The 23,935-nt window shown below is 49.1% G+C and carries 34 protein-coding genes and 2 tRNA genes; 33 read left to right on the forward strand and 3 right to left on the reverse strand.

Annotation, left to right across the window (positions count from 1 at the left end):
* Positions 1-5: 5 nt before the first annotated feature.
* Positions 6-386 (reverse strand): helix-turn-helix domain-containing protein, encoded by a 381-nt coding sequence (locus tag P0X86_RS10160; protein WP_277748414.1) that lies wholly within the window; start codon positions 384-386, stop codon positions 6-8.
* 101 nt (positions 387-487) lie between these two features.
* Between P0X86_RS10160 and P0X86_RS10165 the strand changes: the two genes are divergently transcribed.
* From P0X86_RS10165 to P0X86_RS10175, 3 genes are all read left to right on the forward strand, one after another.
* Entirely contained in the window at positions 488-709 is a 222-nt protein-coding gene (locus P0X86_RS10165) for a helix-turn-helix transcriptional regulator (RefSeq protein ID WP_277748415.1), read from the forward strand.
* A 139-nt stretch (positions 710-848) separates the two neighbouring features.
* On the forward strand, positions 849-1,175 hold the full coding sequence (locus P0X86_RS10170; RefSeq protein WP_277748416.1) for a helix-turn-helix domain-containing protein: 327 nt from the start codon (positions 849-851) through the stop codon (positions 1,173-1,175).
* Positions 1,176-1,355: 180 nt separating this feature from the next.
* A complete protein-coding gene (locus P0X86_RS10175) occupies positions 1,356-1,517 on the forward strand; it encodes a hypothetical protein (protein WP_277748417.1) in 162 nt (53 codons plus the stop codon).
* On the opposite strand, the gene P0X86_RS10180 is transcribed toward P0X86_RS10175, so the two are convergent.
* Complete coding sequence (locus P0X86_RS10180) at positions 1,514-1,771, reverse strand: MJ0042-type zinc finger domain-containing protein (protein ID WP_277748418.1); 258 nt, start codon at positions 1,769-1,771, stop codon at positions 1,514-1,516. The genes P0X86_RS10175 and P0X86_RS10180 overlap by 4 nt on opposite strands.
* Positions 1,772-1,880: 109 nt before the next feature.
* Between P0X86_RS10180 and P0X86_RS10185 the strand changes: the two genes are divergently transcribed.
* The 23 genes from P0X86_RS10185 (at position 1,881) to P0X86_RS10295 (ending at position 17,775) form a co-directional block, all read left to right on the forward strand.
* Complete coding sequence (locus P0X86_RS10185; protein WP_277748419.1) at positions 1,881-2,018, forward strand: hypothetical protein; 138 nt, start codon at positions 1,881-1,883, stop codon at positions 2,016-2,018.
* A gap of 84 nt (positions 2,019-2,102) precedes the next feature.
* Positions 2,103-2,813, forward strand: coding sequence for a hypothetical protein (locus tag P0X86_RS10190; RefSeq protein WP_277748420.1), 711 nt, complete (start codon positions 2,103-2,105; stop codon positions 2,811-2,813).
* 42 nt (positions 2,814-2,855) lie between these two features.
* A complete protein-coding gene (locus P0X86_RS10195; RefSeq protein WP_277748421.1) occupies positions 2,856-3,227 on the forward strand; it encodes a replication terminator protein in 372 nt (123 codons plus the stop codon).
* Positions 3,228-3,259: 32 nt separating this feature from the next.
* Positions 3,260-3,970, forward strand: coding sequence for a hypothetical protein (locus P0X86_RS10200; RefSeq protein ID WP_277748422.1), 711 nt, complete (start codon positions 3,260-3,262; stop codon positions 3,968-3,970).
* A gap of 71 nt (positions 3,971-4,041) precedes the next feature.
* Complete coding sequence (locus P0X86_RS10205) at positions 4,042-5,349, forward strand: AAA family ATPase (protein ID WP_277748423.1); 1,308 nt, start codon at positions 4,042-4,044, stop codon at positions 5,347-5,349.
* On the forward strand, positions 5,349-6,473 hold the full coding sequence (locus P0X86_RS10210; protein ID WP_277748424.1) for an AAA family ATPase: 1,125 nt from the start codon (positions 5,349-5,351) through the stop codon (positions 6,471-6,473). Before P0X86_RS10205 ends, P0X86_RS10210 begins: the two co-directional genes overlap by 1 nt.
* Before the next feature lie 20 nt (positions 6,474-6,493).
* A complete protein-coding gene (locus P0X86_RS10215; RefSeq protein ID WP_277748425.1) occupies positions 6,494-7,081 on the forward strand; it encodes a hypothetical protein in 588 nt (195 codons plus the stop codon).
* A gap of 15 nt (positions 7,082-7,096) precedes the next feature.
* Positions 7,097-8,677: a DEAD/DEAH box helicase gene (locus tag P0X86_RS10220; protein ID WP_277748426.1), complete on the forward strand. Its 1,581-nt coding sequence runs from the start codon at positions 7,097-7,099 to the stop codon at positions 8,675-8,677.
* A gap of 299 nt (positions 8,678-8,976) precedes the next feature.
* Positions 8,977-9,501: a hypothetical protein gene (locus P0X86_RS10225; protein ID WP_277748427.1), complete on the forward strand. Its 525-nt coding sequence runs from the start codon at positions 8,977-8,979 to the stop codon at positions 9,499-9,501.
* 13 nt (positions 9,502-9,514) lie between these two features.
* Positions 9,515-10,156, forward strand: coding sequence for a hypothetical protein (locus tag P0X86_RS10230; protein WP_277748428.1), 642 nt, complete (start codon positions 9,515-9,517; stop codon positions 10,154-10,156).
* A gap of 4 nt (positions 10,157-10,160) precedes the next feature.
* Positions 10,161-12,089: a DNA cytosine methyltransferase gene (locus tag P0X86_RS10235; RefSeq protein WP_277748429.1), complete on the forward strand. Its 1,929-nt coding sequence runs from the start codon at positions 10,161-10,163 to the stop codon at positions 12,087-12,089.
* A gap of 11 nt (positions 12,090-12,100) precedes the next feature.
* Positions 12,101-14,362, forward strand: a complete 2,262-nt coding sequence (locus tag P0X86_RS10240; protein WP_277748430.1) for an AAA family ATPase — start codon at positions 12,101-12,103, stop codon at positions 14,360-14,362.
* 330 nt (positions 14,363-14,692) lie between these two features.
* Entirely contained in the window at positions 14,693-14,959 is a 267-nt protein-coding gene (locus tag P0X86_RS10245) for a hypothetical protein (protein WP_277748431.1), read from the forward strand.
* Positions 14,949-15,350, forward strand: a complete 402-nt coding sequence (locus tag P0X86_RS10250) for a RusA family crossover junction endodeoxyribonuclease (RefSeq protein WP_277748432.1) — start codon at positions 14,949-14,951, stop codon at positions 15,348-15,350. The genes P0X86_RS10245 and P0X86_RS10250 overlap by 11 nt, the downstream gene beginning before the upstream one ends.
* 3 nt (positions 15,351-15,353) lie before the next feature.
* Entirely contained in the window at positions 15,354-15,605 is a 252-nt protein-coding gene (locus P0X86_RS10255) for a hypothetical protein (RefSeq protein WP_277748433.1), read from the forward strand.
* Positions 15,580-15,864, forward strand: a complete 285-nt coding sequence (locus P0X86_RS10260) for a DNA-entry nuclease (RefSeq protein WP_277748434.1) — start codon at positions 15,580-15,582, stop codon at positions 15,862-15,864. Before P0X86_RS10255 ends, P0X86_RS10260 begins: the two co-directional genes overlap by 26 nt.
* Positions 15,857-15,985: a hypothetical protein gene (locus P0X86_RS10265; protein ID WP_277748435.1), complete on the forward strand. Its 129-nt coding sequence runs from the start codon at positions 15,857-15,859 to the stop codon at positions 15,983-15,985. Before P0X86_RS10260 ends, P0X86_RS10265 begins: the two co-directional genes overlap by 8 nt.
* Before the next feature lie 5 nt (positions 15,986-15,990).
* A complete protein-coding gene (locus tag P0X86_RS10270) occupies positions 15,991-16,356 on the forward strand; it encodes a hypothetical protein (RefSeq protein ID WP_277748436.1) in 366 nt (121 codons plus the stop codon).
* A gap of 19 nt (positions 16,357-16,375) precedes the next feature.
* Positions 16,376-16,561, forward strand: a complete 186-nt coding sequence (locus P0X86_RS10275; RefSeq protein WP_277748437.1) for a DUF6877 family protein — start codon at positions 16,376-16,378, stop codon at positions 16,559-16,561.
* Positions 16,558-17,169, forward strand: a complete 612-nt coding sequence (locus tag P0X86_RS10280) for a DUF1492 domain-containing protein (protein ID WP_277748438.1) — start codon at positions 16,558-16,560, stop codon at positions 17,167-17,169. Before P0X86_RS10275 ends, P0X86_RS10280 begins: the two co-directional genes overlap by 4 nt.
* Positions 17,170-17,314: 145 nt before the next feature.
* A tRNA-OTHER gene (locus tag P0X86_RS10285) sits at positions 17,315-17,403 on the forward strand.
* 6 nt (positions 17,404-17,409) lie between these two features.
* Positions 17,410-17,482, forward strand: a tRNA-Pro gene (locus P0X86_RS10290).
* Positions 17,458-17,775 carry an Acb2/Tad1 domain-containing protein gene (locus tag P0X86_RS10295; protein ID WP_277748439.1) on the forward strand — a complete coding sequence of 106 codons (318 nt, stop codon included), beginning with the start codon at positions 17,458-17,460 and terminating at the stop codon, positions 17,773-17,775. Before P0X86_RS10290 ends, P0X86_RS10295 begins: the two co-directional genes overlap by 25 nt.
* A 24-nt stretch (positions 17,776-17,799) precedes the next feature.
* On the opposite strand, the gene P0X86_RS10300 is transcribed toward P0X86_RS10295, so the two are convergent.
* Complete coding sequence (locus tag P0X86_RS10300) at positions 17,800-18,024, reverse strand: DNA-binding protein (protein WP_277748440.1); 225 nt, start codon at positions 18,022-18,024, stop codon at positions 17,800-17,802.
* 468 nt (positions 18,025-18,492) lie between these two features.
* On the opposite strand from P0X86_RS10300, the gene P0X86_RS10305 reads away from it, so the two are divergent.
* The 7 genes from P0X86_RS10305 (at position 18,493) to P0X86_RS10335 (ending at position 23,871) form a co-directional block, all read left to right on the forward strand.
* Entirely contained in the window at positions 18,493-18,654 is a 162-nt protein-coding gene (locus tag P0X86_RS10305; protein ID WP_277748441.1) for a hypothetical protein, read from the forward strand.
* Positions 18,655-18,929: 275 nt separating this feature from the next.
* Positions 18,930-19,640 (forward strand): phage terminase small subunit, encoded by a 711-nt coding sequence (gene terS, locus P0X86_RS10310; protein WP_277748442.1) that lies wholly within the window; start codon positions 18,930-18,932, stop codon positions 19,638-19,640.
* 5 nt (positions 19,641-19,645) lie between these two features.
* The gene (locus tag P0X86_RS10315) at positions 19,646-20,917 is read left to right on the forward strand and encodes a PBSX family phage terminase large subunit (RefSeq protein WP_277749025.1); all 1,272 of its coding nucleotides are present in this window, start codon (positions 19,646-19,648) and stop codon (positions 20,915-20,917) included.
* A 17-nt stretch (positions 20,918-20,934) separates the two neighbouring features.
* Positions 20,935-22,437, forward strand: coding sequence for a phage portal protein (locus P0X86_RS10320; RefSeq protein ID WP_277748443.1), 1,503 nt, complete (start codon positions 20,935-20,937; stop codon positions 22,435-22,437).
* Positions 22,403-22,621, forward strand: coding sequence for a hypothetical protein (locus tag P0X86_RS10325; protein WP_277748444.1), 219 nt, complete (start codon positions 22,403-22,405; stop codon positions 22,619-22,621). The genes P0X86_RS10320 and P0X86_RS10325 overlap by 35 nt, the downstream gene beginning before the upstream one ends.
* 117 nt (positions 22,622-22,738) lie before the next feature.
* Positions 22,739-23,674, forward strand: a complete 936-nt coding sequence (locus tag P0X86_RS10330) for a minor capsid protein (RefSeq protein ID WP_277748445.1) — start codon at positions 22,739-22,741, stop codon at positions 23,672-23,674.
* Entirely contained in the window at positions 23,671-23,871 is a 201-nt protein-coding gene (locus tag P0X86_RS10335) for a hypothetical protein (RefSeq protein WP_277748446.1), read from the forward strand. Before P0X86_RS10330 ends, P0X86_RS10335 begins: the two co-directional genes overlap by 4 nt.
* Positions 23,872-23,935 lie beyond the last annotated feature (64 nt).

The following is a 23,935-nucleotide window of genomic DNA, read 5'->3' on the forward strand; positions in this document are numbered from 1 at the left end:
AGGTTTTACTCAGTCGGCTTCCTTTTATTTTTCTTTTTAGCGTCCCAAAACATGGCCTCCATAACCCTTTTAATTTTCTCTTTGTCATTGTCAGATATCGGAACTCCGTCAAACATCACTTCGGCATTATCTTCCAACATATTTTTAAAATCACGTTTATCCTTGTAAGTCGCCCATTCAGGGGTAGGGGTATCAACACCAATAATGTAATCCGATGATACTTTGTGTAATGCAGCAAGTTTGGCTATCATCTCAATGTCTGGCTTTGCTATGTTGTTTTCCCATGAGTTATACCTGGCTCTTTTCACACCAAGTGCTTCTGCAAGCTGATCTTGGGTCAATCCTTTCTTATTTCTAAGCTGCGTTAGTCTGTCTCCGATTTTCATAATTCAGCCTCCTGAAAATTAATGATAAAAAAAATATCAAAACGGGTTGACGATAATTAAATTATCAAATATAATCAGAAGTACACAAAGGAGGTGCTAGTGTGAAGAGAGCAAAAAGAGAACTTTTTAGAAAGTGTCGTAAATCTAAAGGCTCTCAGTCTTTAGTTGCTTCTGAACTTGGAATATCAACGGTTTACGTTCGAATGATTGAGAATGGAACCTATACTCCTGGCAGGGATTTGATGTTCAAGTTCTCAAATTACTTTGGTGAACCAGTCGAAAAATTATTCCCGGATTTCTTTGATAATCTTAGTCTTGTTTAAGTGTGCCCAAAGCGATAATTTTATTATCTGTTTTGTATTATAATTGATAATAATATTATCGTCAACTAGCGATAGGATTATTCTGGAAATATTTTTTTGACATGGATGATAATTTAATTATCAAAAGTAGGTGAACAACATGATCGGAGAAAAAGCTGCTACCGAGTTCTTGGAAGCCATCGCTGAAAGAGTGGCAGAGAAGCTGCTTCCGACGATTATCGAACAACTAAAAACTGAGTCAAATAGCAGGCCAGATATAACTATGGATGTGAATGAAGCCGCTCCATATATCGGGATATCCCCAGAAATGCTTTATAAGCTCTGCGCTAATAAACGAATACCTCATATACCTCTTAGTTCTACTGGAAGGGGTAGGCCGAAATTATTGTTTAGTTCAGCATCGATAGATCTCTGGAAAAAAGAACAGGAAAAGATGCATTACAAAAAGGAGGGCCAAAGTGATTAAACGTTTAAATCTCGCTGTAGAAAACGAAGTCGTGGATTACTGTGCTAATGAGAAATGCGGTAAGGAAATTCTTCTCGGGCAACCGGTGACAAAAATAGGCCATGAGCTGGTTTGCTCAGGGAGATGTCTGGTCGATAAACTCGGCGTGGTAACGGTGATTGCTGGGAGGGAGGTGAGGACGTGACTCAATTAAATAATGAACAAAAATCAATTAAAACGGATGTCAGTGCGACGTTGGATTTTGATACTACACCTTTAACTACGAAACTTGATGAAATAGAAAACCAACTTGATCGCATATTGACCAAGTTGGAAAAAGTTAACGAATTACGGGGCGTTTAAAACTTCTTGAATGTTTTTTCTAAATCTTTAAAGGCTTTGTTGAACTCATGAAGTGACTCATTTCCGTCTTCTAAACTTTTCTTTGCTGTTTGATCATGCTCGATTCTAATTTCCTGGTTGCAGCCAGGACAAATGACAGAATTACCTTCTTCCAAAACATCTTGGAATTTAACTTTAAAAGTAGTGTTGCAAGAAGGGCATTCCATATCAATATCCGCATCACCAAACAGTGAGCTAATCGTTAAATCACGCATAGATTCACCTCCCTTCATTGGTAAGTCTGAACAACAACCAATATTCGACAGAGGGAGTCAAAAGTCCTATCAGAATGGATGGAGAATTGAAAGGAGGTGAAACAGGAAGGTGAACAAGAGACTAAGGATCCTGACTTGTGGGAATCTGCAGCAGTTGATCGAAACGACGAAGTCTGCACAGCTCCGGGAGATCTACCGCCGGCAATATGTCAGCCTGGCATCAAGAATGAAAAAAAATGCAGCTTGAACGGCGTAGGACCCGTCAAACTGCAAATCAAACAATCAGCATATTAAGGTCAGTGTAACACCGGCCGAGAGGAGAATCAAGCATATGGGATGCGATATCCATCTGTTCGTAGAGAAAAGAAATGCAGACACAGGCAAATGGGAAGCAGTCAAAGGAGTAAATGAACCGGAAATCGAGGGAATCAGAAGGGTTATTGAAGGCTGCAAAAAGCGCGGCGCATTTGATTCTGTTGACTATTGGGAAAGTCGTCTGGCAGAACTGCAAAATGGAACAACAGATTATATTTGGGAAGGCCGTCATTACCTTCTGTTTGAAGTGCTGGCAGGTGTTCGAGCCAAACATGATTTGATGCCGGTATCAGACCCTAAGGCTTTACCAGATGATATGTCCTCGGAAGTCCGTGATTCTGCCGAATATTGGAATGGTGACGGTCATAATCACTCTTGGCTGACAATTGCGGAACTAAATGCTTATAACTGGGATCAGGTAATTTCCCGTGAAGGCTGGGTTAACGTACCACAATTCAAAGAATTCCAGGAGAAGGGATCCCCATCTGGATGGTGTGGTGGTGTAGGCGGCGGAGGTGTTCGTCACGTAACTAACCGCGAAATGAAGGAAGGAATAGAAAATGGTTTCTTATTTGGGGATCCTCGCGATTATTACACTTTGGTCCAGTGGAAAGAACCTCTGAGGGAAGCCCTCGGTACATGGTGTGAGTGGTCGCTGTCGAAGTTGAATGAGCTGGCCGGAGATGATCTGGAAAGCGCTCGTATCGTCTTCTGGTTCGATAATTAGTGTTAGTTAAAAACAAATTTTTCATATAGGAGGAGTATCAAAATGAGTAAGAGTGCAAAAATCACACTGGAATCCTTGGCAAACGGCGGCGTTGTCGAACGTTTCGAGCAGGAACTGGAAAAGGTATTCGCTAATATTGGGGATCCCAATACCAACGCAAAAGCCACCCGGAAAATCAGTCTAGCGCTGACAATCAAGCCTGATGACAAACGGGAGGTTGCGGAAGTTACGATCCAGGCGACAACCACGTCGGCCCCGTCCAAGGAGCTGATGACCACCATCATTATGGACCGTGACAATGACGGGAAAGTGGTCGGTGCTGAGCTCAAGTCCAGCATGCAGGGCCAGACCTACATGGACGATGAAGGCGACGTCCGCGATGACACCGGTCATAAGATCAAGAGAATCTATTAATCCATAAAACAAAATCTTAGGAGGAATTATCTATGTTAAATCGTAATGCATTGGAATATCTCTCGGAGCATGGACAAATGGAAGTCATTGAAGTCAATGGGCAGCATTATGCAACTCGACAGCTTTACAAAGTGCTTGAACCAACGCCGGCGCCGCTCGTTGTGCGTAACCTGTCCGGATTGGTGGATTACCTGAAATCTGAATTTGATAAGGAAGCTCCACTTTTGGTCCACGTCGTCAGCCCTACTGAAGTGACAGTCATTTCATCGTATAACAACGATTACGCGCGTCGAGAAATTATTAGGGCGGAAGCATTACTGCCCAATTATCGATTTGATTTTTTCTACGATGCTGAGGATTTCATCATCAAGCTGTTGTCTGGATTCGTGGATATTGGAGACCGCTCGAAGCTTCTGAAAGTCGTCGGCAACATCAAGGAAGAGAACGTACGCCAAGTGGGAGACGACGGTGTTTCGCAATCTGTGGTAGCCAAGACCGGGGTCGCAACTGTGGAGGATGTGAAGGTCCCTAACCCAGTGATTCTGGCTCCGTACCGTACATTTGTCGAAGTGGATCAGCCCGAGAGTGCTTTTGTATTCCGGATGAAGAACGGACCGCTGGCGGCCTTGTTTGAGGCTGATGGAGGAGCATGGAGAAACTCGGCTATCGAGGCAGTTTCCTCATACCTCGCGGAAGAACTGTTTGACCTGATTGAGGCCGAACAAGTAGTCGTTATCGCATAAGTTTCTAATCAAATCACGAGCGGTCTGCACGCCGCTCTTTCCTAAATCTAAGAGACGAAAGAAGGGTGCACATGGTTACAATCAGCAAATTGGAAATCGAAAACGTCAAACGGGTCAAAGCGGTGAAAATTGAGCCGAGCTCAGCCGGTCTAACGATTGTCGGTGGAAAGAATCGTCAAGGGAAAACGAGCATTCTGGACGCCCTCGCCTGGGGATTGGGCGGGAATAAGTATCGACCGTCCCAAGCAAACCGGGAAGGGTCCACAATACCACCATATTTGCATATCGTTCTTTCCAACGGTCTGATCGTCGAGCGCAAGGGTAAGAACAGCGATTTAAAGGTCATCGACCCGAACGGCCAGAAAGGCGGCCAGCAGCTCCTTGATAGCTTCGTTGAAGAATTGGCGATTGACTTACCTAAGTTTATGAATGCGTCCAATAAGGAGAAAGCGAACATCCTACTTCAAATAATCGGCGTGGGCAGCAAGTTGCACGAGCTTGAGGTGAAGGAACAGGAAGTTTACAACCGCCGTCACGCCATCGGTCAGATTGCCGATCAAAAAGTCAAGTATGCCAAGGAACAACCGTTCTACCCGGACGCGCCGAAGGAACTGGTGTCAGCCAGCGAGTTGATCCGGCAACAGCAGGAGCTCCTGGCGAAGAACGGGGAGAACCAGCGCAAGCGGCAGCGGCTGGCACAGATTCAGGCAGCACATTTCAGCCAGAAGGAAGAGGTTGAGCGGTTGAAGAGACTACTTGATGATGCCATCTTGAAATCTCAACAACTTGAAGCAGACTTGGCCATCGCTCAGAAGGACGCGATCGATCTAGTCGATGAATCAACTTCGGAGCTTGAAGCCAACATCCAGCAGATCGATGAGATCAACCGGAAGGTAAGGGCGAATCTGGACAAAGACAAGGCTGAGACGGATGCCGGCGAATATCGCCAACAGTACGAGCAACTGACTTCAGAAATCAATGAGATCCGCAAGCATAAGACGGATCTGCTGACGAATGCAAACCTACCTTTGCCGGGATTATCTGTGGAGGATGGTGAACTGATTTACAAGGGACAGAAATGGGATAACATGAGCGGCGCGGATCAACTGATGGTAGCCACGTCGATTGTACGGAAACTGAAACCTGATTGCGGATTTATCCTATTAGACAAATTGGAACAGATGGATTTAGAAACGTTGAAAGAATTCGGCCAGTGGCTGGAACAGGAAGGACTCCAAGCCATTGCGACTCGAGTCAGCACCGGAGAAGAATGCTCCATCATCATCGAAGACGGTTACGTTGCAGGGGAGGAGCAGGCTACAGCGCCGCAGCCGACACCGCCAGCAGAACCCAAAACATGGAAAGCAGGTGAGTTCTGATGTTTGAAGTAATCAGTGGCACTGTTCAGACAGCCCAAAAAGTAGTTCTTTATGGGCCGGAGGGAATCGGAAAATCATCACTTGCTGCCCAATTCCCTAATCCTGTTTTTATCGACACGGAGGGATCAACCAAGCAACTGAACGTTCAGCGTCTGCAGAAGCCATCCAGTTGGGAAATGCTCAAGCAGCAAGTGCAATGGGTGAAACAGCAGGGGCCAGCTCGATTCGGCACGCTGATCATCGATACAGTAGATTGGGCCGAAATGCTTTGCGTCGAAAGCGTCTGTGCTACTCACAACAAAAACGGTGTTGAAGACTTTGGATTTGGCAAGGGATATATCTATGTTGCTGAGGAAATCGGGCGTTTTCTTAATCTGCTCAGTGATGTAGTCGAGGCTGGCATCCACGTAGTGTTGACTGCGCATGCGCAAATCACCAAATTCGAACAACCAGATGAGATGGGCGCCTATGATCGCTATCAATTGAAGCTCGGGCAAAAGACGGGATCAAGAACAGCACCTCTCGTTAAGGAATGGGCTGACATCGTGTTGTTCATCAATTATAAGACCTACAGTATTGCAACCGACGACAAAGGGAAAAAACACAAAGCACAGGGCGGTACAAGAACTATGTATACCACGCATCATCCTGCATGGGACGCAAAAAATCGCCACGGCCTGCCGGATGAATTGCCGCTCGATTATGGACGAATTGCTCATATCTTTAGCCAGCCTACTTCGGCAGTGGCTTCACAACAAACGCCAGCGATTCAAACGCAGCCGACACACGCCGCAGCATCCCAGCCGACACAACAACAGCCAGCAGCAACATCGATACCTGAGCAGGCTCCGGTGGTGCAAACTCAGCAACCAGATAAGCCGACAAACCCAACACAACAGCCGGAACTGAATCCAAATATACCGCGATCTCTTTATGATCTGATGGTTCAACATGGAGTGCAAGAATATGAAATACAGGCCGTTGTGAGTCAGAAGGGCTATTACCCGCAAGATACACCAATTACGAATTATGATCCTGGCTTTATTGAGGGTGTCCTGGTAGCAGCGTGGCAGCAGGTTTACGGCATGGTCCAAGAAACAAGAAATCAAATTCCATTTTCATAAGACATTAGGAGGAATTATACATGAGTCAAAACGTGGAAAGAGAATTAGGCTGGGAAGACGAGATTCAAAAGGATGGTGGGGAGTTCACCATTCTTCCTGCAGGGGACTACGATTTTACGGTTGCAAAGTTTGAGCGTGGACGATTTCCGGGCAGCGAAAAGATGCCGGCTTGCAATCAGGCAAAATTGGAATTGACGGTGCATTCACCTGAACATGGCGACGTGGTTGTTTTCCATAACTTATTCTTGCACACCAAAACTGAAGGGCTGTTGTCCAATTTCTTCGCTGGGATTGGCCAGAAGAAAAAGGGTGAGCCGCTGCGCATGAACTGGAATGCGGTCGTGGGAGCCCGCGGACGATTGAAACTAGAAATCAACAAGTTCAAAGGTCGGGATGGTGAGGAGAAAACGAATAATCAGGTGAAGACATTCTACTCCTACGAAGACCTATACGGGGGGCAACAGTCCCAACAGTCTCAGCAGCCCCAATACAATCAACAACCGCAATATAACCAACAAACGCAATATAATCAGCAGTCCCAGCAACAAGCGCCATTCCCTGGGGCTTCCCAACAACAATCTGGCGGTTTCACGCCAGGCCAGTTTTAGGAGGTAACCAAACCCATGGAACTACGTGATTATCAACAGGCTGCAAGGGAATCCATCCAAGAAGAATGGGTCAAAGGCATCAAGAGGACGCTTCTGGTGCTTCCTACAGGCTGCGGAAAGACGATCGTATTTAGCAAGGTAATTGAGGACCGGGTGACCCTGGGCGAGCGTGTGCTCGTCCTGGCCCACCGGGGCGAGCTGTTGGATCAGGCAGCCGACAAGCTGGAGAAGTCAACCGGATTGAAATGCGCGACGGAGAAAGCCGAGCAGACCTCGATCGGCAGCTGGTACCGGGTCGTTGTCGGCAGCATCCAGACCCTTATGAGGGATAAAAGGCTGCGGCAATTCGCTGCAAATTATTTTGATACCATTATCATCGACGAGGCCCACCATTGTATATCAGACAGCTACCAGCGCGTGCTCCAGTATTTCGAAGGGGCGAACGTTCTCGGCGTGACTGCCACACCGGATCGGGGCGATATGCGTAACCTGGGCTCCTACTTTGAAAGCCTTGCCTATGAATATACACTACCCAAAGCGATCAAGGAGGGATATCTAAGCCCAATCAAGGCGATGACGATTCCCTTAAGGCTTGACCTATCAGCGGTTGGACAGCAGGCCGGAGACTTCAAAAGCAGTGACTTGGGTACGGCATTAGACCCATATCTGGAATCAATCGCTGCTGAGATGTGGAAGGTCGCCAAAGATCGAAAAATTGTTGTCTTTCTCCCTTTGGTTAAGACCAGTCAGAAATTCACCGGCATTCTAAATTCCATAGGCTTTCGTGCCGCGGAAGTCAACGGGGATTCACAGGACCGGGCAGAAGTGCTAGAGGATTTTGATAAAGGTAAATACAACGTTTTGTGCAACTCCATGTTACTTACGGAGGGCTGGGACTGTCCCAGCGTCGATTGTGTCGTTGTCCTGCGGCCGACAAAAGTACGTTCTCTATATTCACAGATGGTTGGGCGAGGTACCCGGCTTCATCCTGGAAAAGAAGAATTATTGCTACTGGACTTCTTATGGCATACGGAACGGCATGAACTTTGCCATCCTGCCCATTTGATTGCAGAGAATGAGGAAGTAGCCAAAGCCATGACCAAGCAGATTGAGGAAGCCGGCATCGCGTTGGATCTCGAGACAGTCGAGAAACAGGCTGCCGAAGATGTCATAGCTCAGCGTGAGGAAGCCCTGGCAAAGCAGCTTGAAGAAATGAAGCGACGGAAACGCAAACTCGTGGATCCGCTGCAGTTCGAAATGAGTATACAGGCGGAAGACCTCTCCAGCTATGTGCCGTCGTTCGGATGGGAGATGGCTCCACCAAGTGACTCGCAGATCAAGACGTTGGAGAAGCTTGGCATCATGCCGGATGAAATCGACAATGCCGGCAAAGCAACAAAGTTATTGGAGCGATTGGATAAGCGACGTTCCGAGGGACTAACCACACCAAAGCAGATCCGCTTTCTGGAACAGAGAGGATTCGAGCATGTGGGAACCTGGCCGTTTGAGTCGGCCAAACGACTGATCGACCGGATCGCTGGCAACGGATGGCGTGTTCCGGATGGTATTAATCCGAAAGAGTATCGCGGCGAATAACGGCCCTTTTCGGCCATGAAACCGAACATATGATCCTGAATTTTCGAGAATCATGCTTTTAAGGGGGAGGATACAGGTGTTTTCCTCAGAGATCAAAGCCGGAAAGACGTATGTCGGAAAGGGTGGTGCCATGAGAAAGGTTACTGCCACCCCGTCTGGATGGGATGGAAAGGATTTTTACGATGACGTGCACTTCATCATCATTAAGGGTAAACGACCAGGAACGGAATCAGTGTTATCAAGAAAACAGTTCGCGCATTGGGCATTAGGTCCGGTTGTAGTAAAGGAGGCGTAGAACCATGAAAGTATACGACTATTACATTGCGCCAGCCGAATATGATCAGGCCACCAAAAACGGAGTGTCCAGGGAGCTTGTAAATCATCGAGTGCGAGGACTTGGATGGGATAAGGAGCGAGCGATAACCAAACCTCCATTAAAAAGGTTTGATCATCGAAAGTGGCTAGATCTTGCCGTTAAAAATGGAATTTCTAAAAAGCTGTATTTCAAAAGAGTTTATCGTGGTTGGTCGCATCAAGACGCAGCAACAAAACCGATTATGACACCCAAGGAAATAGTAAAAAAACTGAATCACCATAGATACACAGTCTACGATCCTGAAGACATCCAGGAAGCCGCTCTTAACGGAATCGCATATGAGACATTTCGTCAAAGGGTCAAGATTTGCGGTTGGACAGTCCAGGAAGCGAAGACAAGACCGATTTACACACCTACAGAACGCGCATCCAAAGGAGCGAGTGCTGTCAGAAGAAAGTACGGCGATATATTCGCACTCGTCTATCAAAGAACACCTAAATTAAAGTGAAGGGGTAAATCAAATGTCAATTAATATGAATGTTCAAACCGAAAAGGCTCGAGGAACACTCATCATCGAGGATGCTACGGAGGCCAATAAATCGGATGTTATCAGAGGATTCTTCAACCTAATGGGATCCGGGAAGGAACATGTGCAGGGGATAACTCATTCCCCTGACATCCTTATTCAAGGAACGACAAAGGTATTGGAAGAGAAAGAAGCGATCATCCCAGAAAAAAATCATAATAATGCTGAAATACTTAACATTCCGCGCTTAGAGGAGAGAGCAGCGCCGACCAAAACCGAACCATTGATCAAAAAGCCTGATCTGATTAATTCGACAAGAACACTCAGCCCGACGATTGGTGAAATGTTGGGGGTAGCTCCTCCGCAAGATGTTCCAGAAGAGGAACCGGAATGGTATAAGACCGGGATCAAATACAAGGAAGGCGTTCCACACTACAAACTCCGGTACTGGTGCAAAAACCCAGAATGCAAGGATAGATCCAACGACTATATCAAGGAAGACCAGGAAACGGTCTGCTGCCGGAGATGTGGGGAGAAATTGCTTGTGCGGCAAGCGGCTGACAAACATTTGAAACGTGATGGATGGGGGAACTTCTTTATCGCTGACAAGCTGGCTACTGATTCATGGAGGGATTGAACACATGGCAGTAACGCAAGAACTCATCGTTGATAACTTCGCCGGCGGCGGGGGAGCCTCTACTGGCATTGAACTTGCAACCGGCCGGAGTGTAGATATAGCGATAAACCACGATCCGGCAGCGATCGCCATGCACCGAGCTAACCATCCTGAGACAGAACACTATTGTGAGTCTGTGTGGGATGTCGATCCCCGGGAAGTCACTGGCGGGCGCCCGGTAGGATTGGTTTGGTTAAGTCCGGACTGCAAACACTTCAGCAAAGCCAAGGGCGGCAAGCCGGTCGAAAAAGGAATCCGAGGGCTCGCTTGGGTAGCCGTTCGATGGGCAGCGACAGTCCGGCCACGGGTTATCATGCTGGAGAATGTTGAGGAGTTCAAAACCTGGGGGCCGCTTATTCCGATGCGTGACCGGGCAACAGGAAGGTTGCTGAAGAAAATTCCCTCCAAGGTTGAGGGCGAGGAGGATCAGGTTGGTCCGGCAGCAATGGGGGAAGTTGTTCCAATTGATCGGCGCATTTACATGCCTGATCCCAATCGAAAGGGGCACACATTCAATCATTTCGTGAATTCTCTTAGGCAGCATGGGTACGAAGTTGAATGGCGCGAGTTGCGGGCATGTGATTATGGAGCCCCGACGATCCGCAAGCGTCTGTTTCTTGTAGCTCGGCGGGATGGTCGCCCCATTGTCTGGCCGGAGCCGACCCACGGCGCGCCCGATAGCCCAGAAGTGCTTGCAGGCAAACGGAAACCGTGGCGTACTGCAGCGGAGATCATCGACTGGTCGATTCCGTGTCCAAGTATCTTTGAACGGAAGAAACCGCTGGCTGAGAATACAGAACGGCGAATAGCGAGAGGACTGCAACGATTCATTTTGGAAAATCCTAATCCGTTTTTTGCTCCATTCGTGATCAAAGTCAATCATCACGGCATGGATTTCCGCGGACAGTCAATAGACGAACCACTCCAGACCGTGACAGCAAAGAACGGCTGGGGAAGCGTAACTCCATACATCGCCCGGATCGGCCAAACCGGATTTGGAGAAGACCGACTGCAATATAAGGCCGAAGATCCACTGACAACCGTAACTACCAAGGCAGAGCACCTGCTTGTAAGCCCGACGCTTATCGAAATTGGATATGGCGAAGGACCAGGCCAAGCGCCTAGGGTGCCGGGTCTTCATAAGCCTCTTGGCACGGTCGTCTCCGGCGGGAGAAAACACGCACTTGTAGCAGCATTTCTGGCTAAGCATTACGGTGGCAATTACACTGGGCCAGGAACAGGACTGGGGGAACCGCTCTCAACGGTGACCTCAGTCGATCATAACGCGTTGGTAACGGCGCATGTCGTCCGGCATTTTGGTGAGTCAATAGGTAGCTCGGCAGACTCCCCTCTCGGCACGGTGACAGCTGGAGGCGGTGGAAAGTCTGGCATTGTTACATCACATCTGGTCAAGCTGCGGGGTACCTGTCAAGACGGACAGCCAGCCTCGGAGCCGATGCCGACGATCACCGCCGGCGGGATGCACGTCGGGGAGGTTCGAGCCTTCCTGCTCAAATACTATGGCAGCGCCGACAACGGCCAGCAGCTGGATGAACCGCTGCACACGGTCACCACAAAGGACCGCTTTGGTTTGGTCACGATCCACGGCGTGGACTATCAGATCATTGATATCGGCATGCGGATGTTGGAGCCGCACGAGTTGTTTGCGGCGCAGGGCTTCCCATCCAATTACATCATCGCCGTGGACGCAGACGGGAAGAAATACTCCAAAAGCGCACAGGTAGCCCGCTGCGGCAACGCCGTACCGCCACCGTTCGCAGAAGCACTGGTCCGGGCCAACCTGCCGGAGTTGTGCACGGGATCCGGAAGTGCTTTGACATTGGAGCGATACAAGGAAGCAGTCGGTGCCGGACAGTTGGAATTCAGTTTATAGGAGAAATCATAATGGAACATAAACTCGATCTCATTGCATTGTTGGAATACATCGATCCCTCTTTCTTGAGTTACCAGGAATGGGTCAACGTGGGCATGGCTCTAAAATATGAAGGATATACAGCCAGTGATTGGGACGATTGGAGTAGACGGGACGGCGGCAGATACCACCCCGGCGAATGCTTCAAGAAATGGACATCATTCGAAGGGTCAGGCAATCCGGTCACCGGCGCAACGATCACGCAGCTGGCGAAGGATAACGGCTGGGTGCCGCGGTCGGCCGATCGGGAAGATCGAGAGTTGGGATGGGATGATGAGATTTCCGGCGGCGATTACGTCGTCGTTGATAAGAATTGGATTGAAGGCAAAGAGATTCACGAACCTGCGGTCTGGAATCCTGTCCAGCAGCTAACCACTTATCTTGAGACGCTATTTGAGGCATCCGAGCAGGTCGGGTATGTCGTAGACACTTGGCAGAACGATGAAGGTAAGTATTTACCAACAAAGGGAGCCTGGGACCGGACGGCCGGCGAGCTGATTCAAGGACTAAATAAATGCAACGGCGATATCGGATCTGTCTTTGGTGATTATGACCCGGCTGCCGGTGCTTGGATACGTTTCAATCCGCTGGATGGCAAAGGCGTCAAAAACGAGAACGTCTCGGAGTTTCGATATGCACTCGTCGAGTCAGATACGATGGCCGTCGAGAAGCAAAATGCCATCATGCGCGAGTTGGAGCTGCCGATCGCCGTCATGGTCTACAGCGGAGGCAAGAGCCTGCACGCCATCGTCAAGGTGGATGCGGCCAGCTATGACGAATACCGGAAGCGTGTCGATTACCTGTACAACGTCTGCAAGAAGAACGGGCTGAACATCGACAATCAAAATCGAAATCCTTCCAGGCTGTCCCGCATGCCGGGCGTCGAACGTAATGGCAAAAAGCAATTCATCGTAGATACGAATATTGGTAAAGCGAGCTGGGCGGAATGGCACGAATGGATTGAGGGCGTCAACGATGATCTGCCGGATCCGGAGAGCCTGACGGATTTCTGGGATAACATGCCGGTCTTGGCTCCACCGTTGATCCATGGCGTGTTGCGGCAGGGGCATAAGATGTTGATCGCCGGGCCGTCGAAAGCCGGCAAAAGCTTTGCATTGATCGGACTTACAACCGCCATAGCCGAAGGAGACGAGTGGTTAGGGTGGCAGTGCACACAAGGGAAGGTCCTGTATGTGAATCTAGAGCTTGATCGGCCTTCCTGCTTACATCGATTTAAAGACGTGTACCAGGCGAAGGGATTGGTTCCGAAAAATATCGGTAACATTGACATCTGGAACCTGCGCGGTAAGTCGGTACCGATGGATAAACTCGCTCCTAAGCTGATCCGGCGTGCGGCCAAGAAGAATTATATCGCGGTCATAATTGACCCGATCTATAAGGTTCTGACAGGCGATGAGAATAGCGCTGACCAGATGGCACACTTCACAAACCAATTTGACAAGATCGCAACGGAATTAGGCTGCAGCGTCATTTACTGCCATCATCACTCCAAAGGGTCACAGGGCGGCAAGAAGTCCATGGACCGGGCAAGCGGCAGCGGTGTGTTCGCACGGGATCCGGATGCGCTTATCGACCTTGTGGAACTTGAGGTAACGGAGGCGCTGCGAAGCCAAGAAGAGAACAAGGCTATTTGCAACATGTATCAGCGCCTCTTTGAACAGCACAACCCGGCGTACCTGCAGGAGCATGTCTCCCAGGACGATCAACTCAGCGCCAAGGCCATGGAGGACCACGCTAAGCGCGCGATTCCGCAGGTCATGGCAAACATCAAACCGGAGATCGATCGCGTCATCAAGGCCGTCCGGGGGAATTCTGCATGGCGTGTGGAAGGGACGCTGCGGGAATATGCCAAGTTTGAGCCGGTAAACATGTGGTTCCAGTACCCGATCCATAAGGTGGACGATGTTGGCAGCTTGAAAGACATTGATCCAGAAGGCGATTCTGCACAGCCGCCATGGAAGAAGGCTGCAGATAAACGGAAGGATAAGGCAAAAGAGGAGAGACGGACCAAAGCTGAAGAGTTTGAGGATGTCGTGAACAACTGTAATTTTGGGGAACCGCCGACCGTACTGGATGTCATCGCATGGTATGGGCAAACAGGAAAAGAGGTTGCTGAGCGTACCGTGAGAGACTGGATCAGAAAATACGGATACAAAATCGATCGTTCACTTGGCTTTCGGATTGTCAAAAAGGAAGACTCTGAAGATGAATGAATTGCGGCGGCGACCATTAATTTTATGGTGGTTGCAATCCGCAAAAAGTTGCGGGGATACCATGATTTTATGATTGCCGCAATTTGCGAGCACCATGGTCGCCGCAACTTCAAAAATCCGCGAAAACTTGCGGGGAATCCCTATATATTATAACGCGTATATAACGCGCGCCCGTAGTAGTATGTTTAAGACTTAAATCATGATTATGTAAGTCTATAAGACTGGAGAGGGAATTTACGTAATGGGGGAGGGAGTGTTCGCTTCCGCTCCCTCCTCCCCTGTAACATTCCCGCCCCCTTACAAGTCTTCCGCGCGAGAGGAGAAAAAAAGATGACGAAAAAATATGATAACAAATATTGGGAAACGGAAACCCCTGAAACGATAGAATTCGGAAACGGAAATTTTATGCGGTGTTATGACATCGCCGGCAAGCTCCAGTTCGGTACCAAGTTCAAAAATAAAGCCGGAGAGGAAGTATACCAAGTCAAGTATGTCCTGGATCGGGATGCGCTGTTCTCTGACGATGAAGCTGCCAGCTACTTGCGGGGGACGATCGACGACTGGGAAGAGCTGATGGAGCAACGCGATGATGACTGAATTCTTCATGCCGATGATCCCACCGACAGCAACGCACCAAGAGAAGAAGGTGACGGTCGTCAGCGGTAAACCCGTATTCTACGAGCCGGACGATCTGAAGGCAGCTCGTGCAAAGCTAATGGCTCACTTGGGGCAGCATGTGCCGGCGAAGAAGTACAAGGGGGCGCTGCGAGTCATTGTGAAATGGCTGTTCCCGATTAAAGACGGCAGCAAGCATTACGACGGCGAGTGGAAAACCACGAAGCCGGACACGCACAACCTGAATAAGCTGCCGTTTGATATCATGACGGAACTAGGTTACTGGACGGATGACGCTATCGTGGCAAGCGAGATCATTGAGAAGTTCTGGGCCGACCGGCCAGGCATTTACGTCAGGATCGAGGAGCTGTAGGCGATGGATTACAAAGCGTTTTTCTGGGATATGTTCCAGTGGACCCAGCAGGTGAACGACGCCGCGACTCGATACGGCATGCACAGTCCGGAATTCTGGAAATGGGTCGCTGATTCCGCCGGAGAAATCTGCAGGAAGTACGAGGAGAACCGGCTGGCGATTAAACAAATGATGATGTTGGTCGAGTGGCTGGAAGAGGTGTACGAAAAGAATTCGGGGAGGAATGTCAGTGATACAGGTAGAACCACAAACTGATGGGATTGTCTATGATCGATTTAACCGGATGCTCTATCACCCTGAGTTTCACTTCAACCATGGAAAAACATTTAGCGGCGAAGAACTGGAGTACCTTTGCAAGTTTTATGGTCTTGATGATGTCCGGACGCTTGCCTTTGCCCTTGGCCGAACAGAGCACACGATCCGTGTGAAATATGATCGATTAAGACGGGAAGGTCTTGTCGATATGTACCGCCAAAGATATCAGAGAAGGTTGGAGGCGGAGTGCATTGTTTGAAATTGATCCCTATTTTCAGGATACCCCTTGGGATTTGATATACGGCGATGACGGCGAGCTGATCGGCGAGATCTATGTGATCTTGCCGGATCCAAAGCCAAATAAATGTGATGGCAGGTGATTCGAATGAAAACTGAAAAAGTAGACAAGAAGCAGCTTCACAAGTTGTTCCTTGCAGGTAAGCCAGTAAAAGAAATTGCCCTTGAGCTCGGCAGCACATCGGGATCCATACGAACGATGATTTACCATGAACGTTTGCGGAATCCGCTAGATTGGCCGCAACGGGTCAATTACCCGGACAAACCGGAAATGCCGGTTATGATGATGCACAGCTACGAGTGCGCAGAATGCGCGGTTATGTTCACGGTAGAAGATGATGAGGATGTAGATCATTCCGTTACCGTTTGCCCGATCTGCCATAGCGATGAGGTGGAGGATAGAGGCTACGGCAAGTTTGTTACTACTTCTGGAACATTGAAACGTAATGCGTAAATGAGAGGGCGTCGAAGACATGACAAATCCGAACCCAATGGACGAAATACTGAAAATATCATCCCGGCTGCCTACGGTGGTCCTGGAGGACATCAACAAGAGAATAGGCGACTGGCTGGCGATGGGTGGTCAGTATACGGATCCATATATCGAGCAACAGCTGAGTTTTGCAAGAAGATTTGTGGAGGAGAGTGAGCAGGCATGACAACAGACCATCAAGTGATCGAGCAGCTTTCCCAGTACCGGCAGAAGAAAGCCCGCATACAGGCACTCTCGACATATAGCGTAGGATCCGGCATAACGGTGTCCCGGCTGAACGAGGATGACCAGCTGCAGGAACTGCACCGGAGGTTGCGAGGGCTGCCATCGTACATGTACCTCTCAGCGCGAGAACAGGAGCTAGAATCGATCGCACATGCCTATTTAGGGGGTAAGTACCCATCAGGCATTAAAATGCAAAAGAGAGCCGTTTCCGTGGATGTCATGGACGATGGGGATCAGAAACTGCTTCGCGAACTCCGTGGAAAGATTCAGAAGGTGATTGAGGCAAGAGGTTACGAGCTCCGTGATGGCATAGACCAGATCATTGAGCGCTTGACAGAACTTCAAGACCTACAGACCGAGATAGATCGGATTGATTTTCTTTTAACAACGCTGGAAGCGTATCGGCCGAATGATGCAGAGCTGCTTAGACTCGTACATGTGGAAGGTAAAGAAATTGATGATGTTTGTACAGAGATAAGTGTCTCAAGGCGTACATTCTGGCGAAAGCTATCCGAGGCTGAAAAGGAGTACACTTTTTTGGCACAATAATGGCATAACTATGGCGCTAAATTGGCGCACGTATGTTCTTGTTTTACCTGTCAAGCCCTGTTAAAATGATATTGTGCCCTTTATGTAAGGAGACGGTCGGCAATGGACCAAACGAGCCGTTAGGTGGCCGTCTCTTTTTAATTTCACCGACATAGCTCGACGGTAAGAGCGCTGCGGGGCCCCTGTCAAAACAGAGAGCAGAGGATCCAGGTTCAAATCCTGGGGTCGGTGCCATCATTTCCGGATGTAGTGTAGCTGGGTAGCACGCTTGCCTTGGGAGTAAGTAGTGTGGGTTCAAATCCTGCCGTTCGGATTATTCAAATCTTTTCAACCTCCGCACTTGCCGTCTCGGATCGAGGCGGCCCTTTTATTATTATCCCGAGAGGAATGATCGATATGAACGAACAAATCGAGAACAATTTCAAATACCACGCCCCGACGCCAGGACAACCGGAGATCTATCAGCAAATCCGAGAGAAGGCAAAGGAACTGGCTTATCTGATCGATGAATTGGTTCCTGGCAGCCGCGAGAAGTCGCTTGCCTTGACGAACCTGGAACAGTCGGTATTCTGGGCGAATGCGGCCGTTGCTAGACACGATAAATAAAAAAAGACCCGCCATATAGACGGGTCATTTACGGTTATACTTGGCTACTTCATCTTTGAGGTTCATAACCTCAGACCTCCAGAATAAGCGTTCCCGGTTCGTCTCTTTGACCGGTACGAGTCTTTCCCGCTTAACGAAGGAATGGAGGTTCTGACGAGTGCAGCCCAGGATCTCAATAGCTTCAGCGGTACTGATGAGCTCTTGAGCTATCCAGGCAGTCAGATGTTCTTTGGTTTCAAATTCAAGCATAATGTCACCACTTTGCAATAAGGATGGCTATGGCTGTCAGGCTTATCAAAATCGATAATACGCTGATAATCATCGTTGCTTTATTCATCTTGGAGACGTTCATACGATCAGCTCCTTTGTGGTATAATCGAGTTAAGAAGAACGACACCTTATATTTCACCCACCCATTCAGGAAGCCCTTTGCAGGGCCTCCCTTCCGGGTTGTCTGATTAACGTACCAGCGTGGTGATGAGGGTGATGATCGAACCCATCAAACTTATGATTGCCGTCATAAGTAAGATTTTAGCCGTTCGTTCATCTCGTCGTTCTTCTTTTCTCGTTTTTGACATCTTGTTCACCTCCTTTCTAACTATATTATACCATTTTATATTTACGTACGTCAATAACTATTTTCTATTTAAGTCGCTTTCTTAGCGGCTTTTTTCTTTTTGGATTAAAGCAGAAAAGGAAAAAATGGAGGGTGCAAAAATGAATACAGCTGAATGGGATCAAATGATGATGGCGTTTTGTGATGTGGCAAAAATGATGGCTAAGTATCGCGATGAGCTGTTAGCACAAGGTTTTTCGAGAGATGAGGCATTACGGCTTGTTGTCGAATATCAGAAACAAGCTTTGGGACCTAAAAAGTGAGTCTCGGCAAAGGTGAACAGGAAAGAGGTGAAAGATATGGTTATCGATCTGGAAGTCGTGGCGAGTGAAATCCTTGAGGTGTTAAGTCGAAACAAAATCACATACAGTCACATGGATGATGTGTTTGAGCGTACAAGGGAGATAGCGCACTCCAATGTTATTGATCATCCTTTCAGAATCTCTACAAATGCTGATCCTTCATAGCAGAGCACCTTAACGGGTGCTTTTTTCTTTGTTACAAAACCAACACAACGCCGGGGGTGGTGATCGTGTAAATGGCGGAATTGCATAAGCTGGCCGAGCAGGATTATCTGTCAGGCATGAAATATCAAGAGATTGCTGACAAACATAGCGTCTCGATTAACACCGTCAAGAGTTGGAAACAACGGCATGGCTGGTCTCGTGAAAAGGGTGCACACAAACCAAAAAGGGTGCACACAAACAAAGGCGGCGCGCCCAAGGGCAATAAGAACGCGGTAGGGAACCGCGGCGGCCCAGGCGGCCCTCCAGGCAACGATAAGGCCGTCACGCATGGATTCTTCCAGAAGTATCTGCCGGCGGAGTCCCTGGAGATCATGGAGCAGCTGCAGACGAAGGAGCCGCTGGACATCGTTTGGGATAACATCATGATCCAGTACACGGCGATCATCCGGGCTCAGCAGATTATGTACGTTAAGGATCGGGATGACGTCACGACGACCAGGATCGAGGAGAAGACCGGCAACGTCAGCGGTGAACGTTGGGAGGTTCAGCAGGCTTGGGATAAGCAGGCCACATTCCTACAGGCTCAGAGCCGGGCCATGGCTACACTTCAAAGCCTAATCAAGCAATATGACGAGCTGATGAAAACCGAGCTGGTCACCAAAGAGCAGGAGCTGAGGATCTCCAAACTGAAAGGCGAGGTTGCTTTGCTTGACCAAAAAGCCGCCAAAGATGACGACAAGCCAATCCAGATTGTCATTACCCGAAAGGGTGAGCGATCATGACAGCCATGGTGGAGAAGGAAGTCAATCCTCATTTTGAGGATTTTTTATTTGACTGGACCCATAAGTTTTACTTCTTGGTCGGAGGCTATGGATCATCTAAGAGTTATCACGCTGGGTTGAAGCTCATCCTAAAGCTGCTGAATGAGAAGCGCACGGCATTGGTTGTCCGGGAGGTATATGATACACTTCGGGATTCCACATACGCCCTGCTCTCTGAGATCATTGTCGATCTCGGCCTGGAAGGTAAGGTCCGAACGGTTGTATCGCCGATGCAGATCCGCTTCCCGAATGGCAGCAAGATCATTTTCAAAGGGATGGATAAGCCGGAAAAACTGAAGTCCATTCATAACGTATCCATCGTCTGGATTGAGGAATGCAGCGAGGTCAAATACGAAGGCTTCAAGGAATTGCTTGGCCGTCTCCGGCACCCGACGTTGCAGTTGCACATGATCCTGAGCACCAACCCGGTCAGCACGGCCAATTGGTGCTATAAACACTTCTTCAAGGACTCCAAGGCCAAGGTGACGGTCCTGGACGACGAGGAGCTGTATCGTGACCGAATCAAGGTGGTCAATGGCACGTACTATCATCATTCCGTAGCTGATGATAACCTGTTTCTCCCTGAAAGCTATATTGAACAGTTGGAGGATATGGAGAAGTATGATCCGGATCTGCACCGTATTGCCCGGAGGGGCCGCTTTGGCGTCAACGGTGTGCGTGTGCTGCCTCAATTCGAGGTGCGGCCACATGACGAGGTGATGGAAGCGATTCGGGCTATCCGTTCGCCGATCCGACGCGCCGGTATGGACTTCGGTTTCGAATCCTCTTACAATGCCTTGATACGTCTGGCCGTGGACCATAACGAGAAGATCCTGTATATCCATTGGGAGTATTACAAGAATCAAATGACCGATGACCGTACAGCTGAGGATCTGGCCGAGTTTCAAGGGACCGGGGAAGTCATCCGGGCAGATTCCGCGGAGCCGAAAACGATCAAGTATTTCCGGCAAATGGGCTTTGCTATGCGGCCGGCGAAGAAATTTCAGGGCTCGCGGCTGCAGTATACGAAGAAGGTCAAACGTTTCAAAAAAATCATATGCTCGGACCGATGCGTGAACACGATCGACGAGCTGAAAGATTTGACTTACGCCGTGGACAAGAACGGGGAGATCATCGAAGACGATTTCAGCATCGACCCCCATACGTTCTCGGCTATTTGGTATGCCCTGGATGATTACGAGGTTTCAGACCTGAAAGGGAATTTCAGTTTTGAGTAAGAGAGGAGGTAAACGACATGGTTTTTTCATTGTTTGGTCCAGATGAGCAAGAAGAGATTAAACAAATCATCATCCGGGGCGCTGAGGCTAGGGCTTCACGGGAAGAGATCATCCAGATCGAAACCAGTGAATGGAAGGGCACCGACAAACGAAAGTGGATGGAGATCGGCGAACGTTATTATCGAGTGAAAAACGATATCCTGGACCGAGAACGTACCGAAATCGGCGAGGACGGACGAAGAGTGAAGACCGATATTTTAGCCGATAACCGTATCGCCCACGGTTTCGCCCGGAAGCTCGTAGACCAAAAGGTGGGTTACCTTCTCGGTAAGCCGCTGAGTATATCCACGGAAAAAGAGGATTACGCCAAAGCCTGGTCAGCGTTTTTTGATAGCAGCATGTACAGGCGATTGCAATCAACGGGTAGAACGTCAGTAAACCAAGGGATTGCCTGGTGGTTCGTGCACTACGATGAACAAGGGGCGCTGTCCTTCCGGCTGATGGATAGCCTGGAGATCATCCCATTGTGGCGTGACAAGGCACATACGATCCTGGACGCAATCATCCGAGATTATGAGGTCATCACCTATGAAGGTTTGAAACGGAAGAACGTCCGTAAAGTTGAATGGTGGGATACAACCGGAGTGTACCGGTATGTCGATGACGGGACCGGGTTGATTCCTGATGTTGAGGCCGGTGATGTCGGTTCTCACTTCACCATGGTGGCCGGGCAAGAAGAAAAGCCGCTGAACTGGGAACGGATTCCCTTCATCCCGTGGAAATACAATGAGGCTGAGCAGCCGCTTGCTGAAATCATCCAATCGCTGATTGATGATTATGACCGTAACAAGTCCGATAACTCGAATAATCTGGAGGATCTACCGGATAGCATGTATGTGGTAAAAGGCTATGGTGGGACGCCGGCAGGCGAGATCCGCAAAAACATGTCACGGTATCGCATCATCAAAATTGACGATCCTGATGGTCATTCTGGAGTGGATACCCTTAGCCTGGATATTAATACCGAGGCGTACAAGACCCACATCGAACAGACTCGCAAGGACATTTACGAGTTTGGCCGGGGCGTCGATACACAAGCCAGCAACTTCGGGAGCGCGCCGTCGGGCATTGCCCTGCGATTCCTCTATTCTGATCTGGATTTGGACGCGAGCCTAATGGAAACCGAGTTCCAGGCCTCTCTCGAGCAGCTGCGGTGGTTTATTGATACGCATCTGTACAATACAACAAGCGTGGATTACAGTGCCGAGAAGGTCGAATTCACCTTCAACCGAGATATGCCGATCGACGAATCTGCCATTATTGCAGCGATCAAGAACAGTGTGGGCATATTGTCCGATGAAACCCTTGTTGCTCAGCATCCTTGGGTCAAAGATGTTCAGGCCGAAATTGATCGAATCGAGAAGCAAAAAGAAGAGGCGCTACAACGTATGTCAGATGCCTACAAAGGGTTAGGAGGTGGTCCGGATGCTAGAACCGAAGACGATCCAGCTGGTGAATGAGCTCATTCAGGGGATGACACGGTTTAGTATCAAATCGTATCAATCGAATACGCCAGTGGATTCGGATGATATCAGCTCTTTGGCCGAGCTCGTCGCGGCGATAAACGTCCCCCCGGATCCGCCGCTTGATCAATCGCCGGTAATCGGTTTCCCGCGGCCAGCCCTGGTAGGTGAAGAGGAATGAAGTCATCGGCCTATTGGCAAAAACGCGGTGAACAAATCGCTGAGACCCAGCATCGTAAAGCCGATCAGTATGCACAGCGCCGTCTAAAGGGTGAATACGCTCGGGCGATGGCCGAGATTGAAAAAGGAAATCGACGTCTTTTACTCGCGTTTCGCTATGAATAACGGCACGATGTCCTATGCTGATGCCCAGAAGATACTCAATGGCAATGAACTGAAGGATTTCCATATGGGTGTTGAACGGTTTATCGAGCTTGCCAAAGATAACCCGGACGGGCAATGGACCAAGATGCTGAATAACGCATCTTACAAGGTTCGTGTGTCCCGCCTGCAGGCGCTTCAGATTCAAATGCAGGGCGTTATCCAGAACCTGAGCATGGCAGAGGATAAAGGGCTTTCCGGACTGTTATCCGATGTCTATACGGACAGCTATTACCGAACCATATTCGAAGTTCAGAAGGGAATCGGCTTCGGCGGTTCGTTCGCAAGGATTGACCTGGATACCTTGGAAACCGTGATAAAAAACCCGTGGATCGGTTCGAACTTCTCGCAACGGATCTGGGGAGATAATAACCGACTTGTGCAGCGACTCATCACGGAGTTTAGCCAGGCCCTCATACGAGGCGAAGGAGCTCGCCAGTCTGCCCATATCTTAGCTGACAGAATGAATGTAGGATACCGGGCGGCGGAACGGCTCGTAAGGACGGAGACCAGTCATATTCAAAACGAGGCGGCATTCAGTGGATACAAGGCGAGCGGCGTCGTAAAGAAATATGAGTTCCTATCCACGCTGGACCGGAAAACTAGTCCGATCTGCCGTGAGATGGATAACAAAGTGTTTACGCTGGCTGAAAAGGCAGTCGGGGTCAACTTTCCGCCGCTGCATCCCTATTGTCGTTCCACCGTTGTGCCGTTCTTCGATGATGAAATAGACCCGGTTGAAAGACTGGCTCGGGGAAGTGACGGGGAGGTATACAAGGTCCCTGACAATATGACGTATGGGCAATGGTACAAACAATATGTTGAAGGTAAAGAAGGAGGCGGAGGCAAGTGATTAAAACGGTGATTACAACTGAACGTTTTGAAAATGGCGAGCTCATCGAGCGGACTGTCGAAGAAACGTCCGATGACAAGCCGGTCGGCATCACGAATGTTCATGTTTCCGTGTCGGTTCCCGATAGTGCTGACGTGAATCAGATCGTGGATAGCATCACACGAAAGTTGGAAGAGGCTGTTAAACACGATAAGTAAGAGCTTGCCCTGTCGTACGGCGTAAAACTAGGCATACTCGCGGTCGGAGTATATCGACCGGCTC

It is taken from the genome of Paenibacillus sp. BR1-192, from assembly GCF_029542445.1.
GTDB lineage: Bacteria > Bacillota > Bacilli > Paenibacillales > Paenibacillaceae > Paenibacillus_AQ > Paenibacillus_AQ lautus_A.

Coding starts and splice junctions, on each gene's coding strand:
- P0X86_RS10160 (WP_277748414.1), bottom strand. CDS start 386: ATGAAAATCGGAGACAGACTAACGCAGCTTAGAAATAAGAAAGGATTG.
- P0X86_RS10170 (WP_277748416.1), top strand. CDS start 849: ATGATCGGAGAAAAAGCTGCTACCGAGTTCTTGGAAGCCATCGCTGAA.
- P0X86_RS10180 (WP_277748418.1), bottom strand. CDS start 1,771: ATGCGTGATTTAACGATTAGCTCACTGTTTGGTGATGCGGATATTGAT.
- P0X86_RS10190 (WP_277748420.1), top strand. CDS start 2,103: ATGGGATGCGATATCCATCTGTTCGTAGAGAAAAGAAATGCAGACACA.
- P0X86_RS10195 (WP_277748421.1), top strand. CDS start 2,856: ATGAGTAAGAGTGCAAAAATCACACTGGAATCCTTGGCAAACGGCGGC.
- P0X86_RS10200 (WP_277748422.1), top strand. CDS start 3,260: ATGTTAAATCGTAATGCATTGGAATATCTCTCGGAGCATGGACAAATG.
- P0X86_RS10205 (WP_277748423.1), top strand. CDS start 4,042: ATGGTTACAATCAGCAAATTGGAAATCGAAAACGTCAAACGGGTCAAA.
- P0X86_RS10210 (WP_277748424.1), top strand. CDS start 5,349: ATGTTTGAAGTAATCAGTGGCACTGTTCAGACAGCCCAAAAAGTAGTT.
- P0X86_RS10215 (WP_277748425.1), top strand. CDS start 6,494: ATGAGTCAAAACGTGGAAAGAGAATTAGGCTGGGAAGACGAGATTCAA.
- P0X86_RS10220 (WP_277748426.1), top strand. CDS start 7,097: ATGGAACTACGTGATTATCAACAGGCTGCAAGGGAATCCATCCAAGAA.
- P0X86_RS10225 (WP_277748427.1), top strand. CDS start 8,977: ATGAAAGTATACGACTATTACATTGCGCCAGCCGAATATGATCAGGCC.
- P0X86_RS10230 (WP_277748428.1), top strand. CDS start 9,515: ATGTCAATTAATATGAATGTTCAAACCGAAAAGGCTCGAGGAACACTC.
- P0X86_RS10235 (WP_277748429.1), top strand. CDS start 10,161: ATGGCAGTAACGCAAGAACTCATCGTTGATAACTTCGCCGGCGGCGGG.
- P0X86_RS10240 (WP_277748430.1), top strand. CDS start 12,101: ATGGAACATAAACTCGATCTCATTGCATTGTTGGAATACATCGATCCC.
- P0X86_RS10245 (WP_277748431.1), top strand. CDS start 14,693: ATGACGAAAAAATATGATAACAAATATTGGGAAACGGAAACCCCTGAA.
- P0X86_RS10250 (WP_277748432.1), top strand. CDS start 14,949: ATGATGACTGAATTCTTCATGCCGATGATCCCACCGACAGCAACGCAC.
- P0X86_RS10255 (WP_277748433.1), top strand. CDS start 15,354: ATGGATTACAAAGCGTTTTTCTGGGATATGTTCCAGTGGACCCAGCAG.
- P0X86_RS10270 (WP_277748436.1), top strand. CDS start 15,991: ATGAAAACTGAAAAAGTAGACAAGAAGCAGCTTCACAAGTTGTTCCTT.
- P0X86_RS10275 (WP_277748437.1), top strand. CDS start 16,376: ATGACAAATCCGAACCCAATGGACGAAATACTGAAAATATCATCCCGG.
- P0X86_RS10280 (WP_277748438.1), top strand. CDS start 16,558: ATGACAACAGACCATCAAGTGATCGAGCAGCTTTCCCAGTACCGGCAG.
- P0X86_RS10300 (WP_277748440.1), bottom strand. CDS start 18,024: ATGCTTGAATTTGAAACCAAAGAACATCTGACTGCCTGGATAGCTCAA.
- P0X86_RS10305 (WP_277748441.1), top strand. CDS start 18,493: ATGAATACAGCTGAATGGGATCAAATGATGATGGCGTTTTGTGATGTG.
- terS (WP_277748442.1), top strand. CDS start 18,930: ATGGCGGAATTGCATAAGCTGGCCGAGCAGGATTATCTGTCAGGCATG.
- P0X86_RS10315 (WP_277749025.1), top strand. CDS start 19,646: ATGGTGGAGAAGGAAGTCAATCCTCATTTTGAGGATTTTTTATTTGAC.
- P0X86_RS10320 (WP_277748443.1), top strand. CDS start 20,935: ATGGTTTTTTCATTGTTTGGTCCAGATGAGCAAGAAGAGATTAAACAA.
- P0X86_RS10325 (WP_277748444.1), top strand. CDS start 22,403: ATGCTAGAACCGAAGACGATCCAGCTGGTGAATGAGCTCATTCAGGGG.